The organism is Streptomyces sp. SID14436 (genome assembly GCF_010548465.1).
GTDB lineage: Bacteria > Actinomycetota > Actinomycetes > Streptomycetales > Streptomycetaceae > Streptomyces.
Genome location: NZ_JAAGMD010000145.1, coordinates 1 through 6,628, shown reverse-complemented (window position 1 = coordinate 6,628; position 6,628 = coordinate 1). Strand labels below are relative to the sequence as shown.

7 protein-coding genes and 1 pseudogene are annotated in these 6,628 nt (G+C 74.5%); 4 read left to right on the top strand and 4 right to left on the bottom strand.

Annotated elements, in window-relative coordinates; translation table 11 throughout:
* Positions 1-227: 227 nt before the first annotated feature.
* Both G3I53_RS05445 and idi read left to right on the top strand, forming a co-directional pair.
* Positions 228-1,166, top strand: coding sequence for a cation diffusion facilitator family transporter (locus G3I53_RS05445; protein ID WP_164333784.1), 939 nt, complete (start codon positions 228-230; stop codon positions 1,164-1,166).
* Positions 1,167-1,411: 245 nt separating this feature from the next.
* Positions 1,412-2,005, top strand: coding sequence for an isopentenyl-diphosphate Delta-isomerase (gene idi, locus G3I53_RS05440; RefSeq protein WP_164333783.1), 594 nt, complete (start codon positions 1,412-1,414; stop codon positions 2,003-2,005).
* 93 nt (positions 2,006-2,098) lie between these two features.
* Here idi and G3I53_RS05435 read toward each other — a convergent pair whose 3' ends face one another.
* Together G3I53_RS05435 and G3I53_RS05430 are read right to left on the bottom strand one after the other, a co-directional pair.
* Positions 2,099-2,602 carry an ATP-binding protein gene (locus tag G3I53_RS05435; protein ID WP_164333785.1) on the bottom strand — a complete coding sequence of 168 codons (504 nt, stop codon included), beginning with the start codon at positions 2,600-2,602 and terminating at the stop codon, positions 2,099-2,101.
* A 174-nt stretch (positions 2,603-2,776) separates the two neighbouring features.
* Positions 2,777-3,451 carry an HdeD family acid-resistance protein gene (locus G3I53_RS05430; protein WP_239063583.1) on the bottom strand — a complete coding sequence of 225 codons (675 nt, stop codon included), beginning with the start codon at positions 3,449-3,451 and terminating at the stop codon, positions 2,777-2,779.
* Between the two features lie 137 nt (positions 3,452-3,588).
* On the opposite strand from G3I53_RS05430, the gene G3I53_RS05425 reads away from it, so the two are divergent.
* The gene (locus tag G3I53_RS05425; RefSeq protein ID WP_164333782.1) at positions 3,589-4,344 is read left to right on the top strand and encodes an enoyl-CoA hydratase/isomerase family protein; all 756 of its coding nucleotides are present in this window, start codon (positions 3,589-3,591) and stop codon (positions 4,342-4,344) included.
* A gap of 64 nt (positions 4,345-4,408) precedes the next feature.
* Here G3I53_RS05425 and G3I53_RS05420 read toward each other — a convergent pair whose 3' ends face one another.
* On the bottom strand, positions 4,409-5,044 hold the full coding sequence (locus G3I53_RS05420) for a DJ-1/PfpI family protein (protein ID WP_164333781.1): 636 nt from the start codon (positions 5,042-5,044) through the stop codon (positions 4,409-4,411).
* A 122-nt stretch (positions 5,045-5,166) separates the two neighbouring features.
* Positions 5,167-6,123 carry a GlxA family transcriptional regulator gene (locus tag G3I53_RS05415; protein WP_164333780.1) on the bottom strand — a complete coding sequence of 319 codons (957 nt, stop codon included), beginning with the start codon at positions 6,121-6,123 and terminating at the stop codon, positions 5,167-5,169.
* Between the two features lie 113 nt (positions 6,124-6,236).
* Here G3I53_RS05415 and G3I53_RS05410 point away from each other — a divergent pair.
* Positions 6,237-6,628 (top strand): annotated as a pseudogene (locus tag G3I53_RS05410) (hypothetical protein); the annotation flags it as partial.

Below are 6,628 nucleotides of genomic sequence, written 5' to 3'. Positions count from 1 at the left end.
GAGTCCGCCTGGCGGGGCTGGCAGCTGCACCACGGCCGCTGACCGGCCGGGGCGCCCGCCCCACCGGTGCCGCCGGGGCGCGGCGCACGGGCGCGACCGGCCCGCCTGTGACCTGCGCAACGTTTGCGCAGGTCAGGGCACATGACAACGGTGTTCAGTGCCGCGTTGCAGATACCCCCTCCCCGTAGTTGACTGTGGTCCGGACGGGTCACGGAAGGGCGGTTCTCATGGGGGTTGGGCACGATCACGGGCACGCGCACGGCGCGCCGGCCGGCGGTACCGCGAGCGCCGCGTACCGCGGCAGACTGCGGGCCGCGCTGGCGATCACCCTCGGGGTCATGGTCGTCCAGATCGTCGGCGGTCTGCTCGCCGACTCGCTCGCCCTGGTCGCGGACGCGGCCCACATGGCGACGGACGCGGTGGGCCTCGGTGTGGCGCTGCTCGCGATCCACTTCGCGAACCGCCCGCCGAGCGAGCGCCGCACCTTCGGCCTGGCCCGCGCGGAGATACTCGCCGCCCTCGCCAACTGTCTGCTGCTGCTCGTCGTCGGCGGCTACGTCCTCTACGAGGCGGTGGAGCGGTTCGTCACCCCGGCGGACACCAAGGGCGGCGTGGCCCTGGTGTTCGGCGCGATCGGCCTGGCCGCCAATCTGGTGTCGCTGATGCTCCTGATGCGCGGGCAGAAGGAGAGCCTGAACGTGCGCGGCGCCTTCCTGGAGGTGGCGGCGGACGCGCTCGGCTCGGTCGCGGTGATCCTGGCCGCCGTGGTGATCGTCACCACGGGCTGGACGGCCGCCGACCCGATCGCCTCCCTGGTGATCGCCCTGATGATCGTGCCCCGCACGGTGAAGCTGCTGCGGGAGACGCTGGACGTGCTGCTGGAGGCCGCCCCCAAGGACGTGGACATGGCACAGGTGCGGGCGCACATCCTGGCCACGGACGGTGTCGAGGACGTCCACGACCTGCACGCCTGGACCATCACGTCCGGCATGCCGGTCCTCTCGGCGCACGTGGTCGTCAGCCCCGAGGTCCTCAACGCGCTCGGGCACGAGAAGATGCTGCACGAGCTGCAGAGCTGCCTCGGCGATCACTTCGACGTGGAGCACTGCACCTTCCAGCTGGAGCCGCGCGGCCACGCGGAGCACGAGGCGCGGCTCTGCCACTGAGCCGGACGGGGTGCGCGGGCACTGAGCCGGGCGGGGCGCGCGGGACGCCGCCCGGCGCGGGGGTACTCCTCCGCACCCCCCGTCCCCGGCGGTTCCCCGCGTGCCGGGGCGGGCACGATCACCCCCGGGGCCCCCTCTTCCGGCCCGACCGGGTACCGGCCGGGACATGCGGGGTGCGCGTGAAGTGCCGGAGCACCGGATCGGTACGGCAGACTTGGGGCGCGAAGACCGAGTGAAGGATGGGTATGCCGATCACACCTGCCACCGCGACGCACAGTCCGTCGGACGGCACCAATGAGGCGATTCTGCTGGAGCTGGTCGACGAGAACGGCGAGACGATCGGCACCGCGGAGAAGCTCTCCGCCCATCAGCCGCCGGGCCGGCTGCACCGGGCGTTCTCGGTGTTCCTGTTCGACGAGCGCGGCCGGCTGCTGCTGCAGCAGCGGGCGCTGGGCAAGTACCACTCCCCGGGTGTGTGGTCCAACAGCTGCTGCGGCCACCCGTACCCGGGTGAGGCGCCGTTCGCGGCGGCCGCCCGGCGGACGTTCGAGGAGCTGGGGGTGTCCCCGACGCTGCTCGCGGAGGCGGGCACGGTCCGCTACAACCACCCCGACCCCGCGTCGGGGCTGGTGGAGCAGGAGTTCAACCACCTCTTCGTCGGCATGGTGCAGTCGTCGCTGTGCACCGACCCGGAGGAGGTGGCGTCGACGGCGTTCGTCACTCCCGAGGAGCTGACGGAGCGGCACGGCCGGGACACGTTCTCGGCGTGGTTCATGACGGTGCTGGACGCGGCGCGTCCGGCGGTGCGCGAGCTGACGGGGTCGTCGGCGGGCTGGTGACCGGTCCCGTACGCACGCGTCGCAGGCCGGCGCGGACGGGCCGGCCGGGGGTGCTCCCGGCCGGCCCGTCGGCCGTGCGGGGACCCGGCCCGGTCAGGCCCGGGCGGTCCTGAGCGGCAGGGCGGCCCAGATCACCTTGCCGCCGTTCGCGGTGTGCTCGACGTCGCAGACGCCGCCGGCCTCGCGGGTGATCTCGCGCACGAGCAGCAGGCCCCGGCCACCGGTGCGGGCGTGGTCCGTCTCCAGGGCGGTCGGGCGGTAGGGGTGGTTGTCCTCGACGGCCACCCGCACCCATTCGGCGCCGACGGCGACCTCGACGGCGAGCATCGGGGACAGCAGGGCCGCGTGCCGTACGGCGTTGGTGACCAGCTCCGAGACGATCAGCAGCAGGCCGTACGCCACGTCGTCGGCGACCGGGACTCCCTGGCGCAGCAGCAGGTCCCGGACGGCACGGCGTGCCTGGGGGACGGAGGCGTCGACGGCGGGTGCGGTGAACCGCCACACCCCTTCGTACGGCAGCGGATCGACGGTCCCGGTGTCGGCGGGTCCCTCCGCGCCCTGCGGGCGTGGGCCGGACCCGCGCCCTTGGTCGTCCATCGCCCGGTCGCCACCCTCGCGCTCGATTGTCACCACACGTCGAGTGTTGGTAACGCGGCGCTCCGCACCGAAGTCCTGAACAGAAGTCAGCGCATATCGAGCACTTCTGACCGGGTTCGCACGAACCGAATGCTGAAGCGACCGTTCCTGCCTGCCTTGTGCCGTCTTGGCGAACTATTCGGGTTGTACGGGTTTGGTGGGGGACGCTTCCGGACCGGACGGGCGCTCCCCCGCCGCGGCACCGCCGGGACCGGCGGGCCCGTCCTCCGCGTCGCCGAGCCGGTCGGAGACCATGCCGACGATGCGGCGCCCGCCGTACCCGGTGGCGATCAGCCCGAGCCCGTCGAAGAGCAGGGCGAGGGAGAAGAAGGTGCCGATGACGTACTGGCTGCTGCTCGGCCAGGAGGCCAGCACCAGGATGCCCAGCAGCAGGCCGAAGGCGCCCTGGACGAGGGTCCAGCCGAACTGCGGACCGCGCACCACCAGGCTGCCCACCAGCCGGAACACCCCGCCGGTGAGGAAGAGCAGCGCGGCGAACATGGTCAGCGCCTCGGCCGCGGCCTCGGGGGTCTTCAGGATCACCGCTCCGGCGGCGATGTTCAGCGCGGCGACGACCACACCGAGCCAGAAGAAGTTGGAGTGCCGGGCCTGGACGGCGTGCAGCAGGCCGATCACGCCGCCCACCAGCAGCAGCCAGCCGAACAGCAGCATCGAGGTGAGCGTGGCGACACCGGTGTACACGAGCCCGACCAGACCCGCGACGACCAGGATCACGCCGAGGACCGCGAGCCAGCCGAAACCCCGGCTGAGCTTCGCCGCCTCGTCGTGCGGCGCGGTGGACTTGACCATGATTGCCTCCTCGGCCCCCTCCTCCCTCCTGGTCCCCCCTCGCCCGAGGTTCGTAACCCGCGTGTGCTCCGGTCGGCCGGACCGCTCACCAGGGGCGCCGTGCGGGACACCGGCCGGGGCCGGTTAGCATCCCGCGCATGGAGCCCCAGCTACTGCACGGCGTCACCGACTCGGTCGCCACCGTCGTCATCAGCCATCCCGCCAAGCGCAACGCCATGACGGCGGCGATGTGGGCGGACCTGCCGCCGCTGCTCGGCTCCCTGGCCGACGACCCGGCGGTACGGGTCCTGGTGCTCACCGGCGCGGGCGGCACCTTCTGCGCGGGGGCCGACATCTCCTCGCTGCGGGGGTCGCCGCGCGAGGCGCAGCGGCTCGCCGTGGACGCCGAGGAGGCCCTGGCCGCCTTCCCCAAGCCGACCCTGGCCGCGGTGCGCGGCCACTGCGTGGGCGGCGGCTGCCAGCTCGCGGCGGCCTGCGACCTGCGGTTCGCCGAGGAGGGGGCCGCCTTCGGGGTGACCCCGGCGAAGCTGGGCATCGTCTACCCGGCATCCTCCACCCGGCGGCTGGTGTCGCTGGTGGGTCCGGCCACCGCGAAGTACCTGCTGTTCTCGGGCGAGCTGATCGACGCCGGGCGGGCGCTGCGCACCGGGCTGGCCGACGAGGTGCTGCCGGACGGCGAACTGGACGCGCGCGTGGCGGAGTTCGCCCGGGTGCTGGCGTCCCGTTCGCAGCTGACGCAGGCCGCCGCTAAGGAGTTCGCGGACGGCCGCACCGACCGGGACGCCCACTGGGCGGCGCAGGCGGACGGCAGCGCGGACACCCCGGAGGGCGTCGCCGCGTTCCTGGAACGCCGCCCGCCGCGGTTCACCTGGACGACGGCCGACGCGTCCTAGCGTCTTCCGTCCGGACCGGGCCGCGCGGTGCCGGGCCCGCGGGCCCGGCGTGATCCGAAACGGCCTAGGTGAGCAGGAAGCGGCTCCGGGCGCGCAGCGACTCGACGAGGTGGGCGGGCGCCTTCGCCGGGGATCCCGCGTCGTAGGGCGGCTGCGGGTCGTACTCGACCATCAGCTGCACGGCGCGGGCGCGGTCGTCGCCCGCGATCCGGCCGAGCAGCGTGAGCCCCATGTCGATGCCGGAGGAGACCCCGGCGGCGGTGACGTACTTCCCGTCGGTCACGACGCGCTCCCCCGTCGGCTCGGCGCCGAACCGCGTGAGCTGGTCCAGGGCCAGCCAGTGGGAGGTGGCGCGGCGGCCCCGCAGCAGGCCGGCCGCCGCCAGCAGCAGGGAGCCGGAGCACACGGACGTGGTCCAGGTGCTGGTGGCGTCGGCGGTGCGCAGCCAGTCCAGCAGGGTCGCGTCGGTCATGCGGGCGCTCTGGCCGGGCCCGCCCGGCGTGACGACGACGTCGGGGCGGGGCACCTCGTCCAGGGTGCGGTCGGCGGTCAGGGCGAGCCGGCCGGACTCGTCGCGCACGGGCCCGGCCCGCTCGGCGACGAACACCGTCTCGGCGCCGGGGATCCGGCTGAGGATCTCGTAGGGGCCGACGGCGTCGAGGGCCGTGAAGCGGTCGAAGAGGACGACGGCGATCTGCATGCGGGACCTTTCGTCGAGGGCGGTGCCCGAGGGGGCGGTGCCCGAGGGGGGTGCCGGGTGGGTGGAACGGGTGGTGGTGCGGGGAGGGGGGCGGTGCGTGGGGCGGTGCCCGGGCGTCGCGGTCAGCGGGCCCCGGCGGGGCGGAAGCGGCGGCGGTACTCGGCCGGGGCCGTGCCGAGCGCCTTGAGGAAGGCGCGCCGCATGGCCTCGGGCGTGCCGTAGCCGCTGGCGCGCGAGACCTCCTCGACACCGTCCGCGGTGTCCTCCAGCAGGCGCCGGGCGTGTTCGAGGCGTACCCGGTCGACGTAGCGGCCCGGTGTCGTGCCGGTCTCCTCCCGGAAGGCGCGGGCGAAGTGGCGGGGCGACAGGCGGGCGCGGGCCGCCAGGGACTCGACGGAGAGGTCGTCGCCCGGATGCTCGGTGATCCACCGCTGGACCTCCCGCAGCGGCTCCCGCCGGGCGGTCTGGGCGGCCAGCTGGGCGCTGAACTGGGCCTGGTTGCCCGGGCGGCGCAGGAACACCACCAGGTGGCGGGCGATGGTCAGCGCGGTGTCGCGGTCCAGGTCCTCCTCGACGAGCGCGAGGGCGAGGTCGATGCCCGCGGTGACGCCGGCGGAGGTCGCGAGGTGTCCGTCGCGGACGAAGATGGGATCGGGGTCGACCTCGACGCCGGGGTGGTCGCGGGCGAGTCTGCCGCACAGGGACCAGTGGGTGGTGACCCGGCGGCCCTCCAGCAGGCCGGCGTCGGCCAGCAGCAGGGCGCCGGAGCACACGGAGACGAGGCGCTCGGCGCGCGGTCCGTGCCGGCGCAGCCAGGCGAGCAGGGCGGGGTCGGGGCGGTGCCGGGTGCCGGGCCCGCCGGGCACCAGCAGGGTGTGCGGGGCGGGGGCGTCGTCGAGGGCGTGGTCCGCCGCGAGGGTGAGACCGCTGGAGGTGCGGACCGGTGCGCCGTCCGGGGAGGCGGTGAGCAGGCGGTAGCTGCCGGGGCGCTGCCGCTCGGCACCGGCGAAGACCTCCACCGGGCCGGTGACGTCGAGGCTCTGCACGTCGTCGAAGAGGACGACCAGGACGGTTCGCATGCGGTCGATTCTTCGCGGGGCCCGGCATGGCCGCAATGACGAGTCCCCCACCTTTCCTGCCATCCGCCGGACCGGACGGGACGGCCGTACCGACCAGTCGGTAACGTTCGGGCATGACGACCTCGCCCCTGCCGGAGCGCGCCGGACGGCGCTGCCACACCATGCTCAACGTCCTGCACTCGACGCACTACTTCTCCCCCGACCTGGAGCGGGAGCTGGCCGCCGTGGGGGTCGAGGACTCCCGGGCCGCCTACTTCGCGGTGCGCGCCGCGGCCATGGGCCCGGTGTCGGCGGCCGTGGTGACCGCCACATTCTTCAACTTCCGGCCGGAGCTGGTCGCCCGCCACGTGCCCGCCGTCTGGGAGACCGCCGCCCCCGCCGTCGTCCTCGCGGCGCGCACGCGCGCGGTGGACGCGACGCTGCGGCGGCTGCTGGGCGAGGAGGTGACGGCCGCCGCGGAGGTGGCCGAGGCGGCGGAACTGGCGCTGCGTGCCGCCCAGGCGTG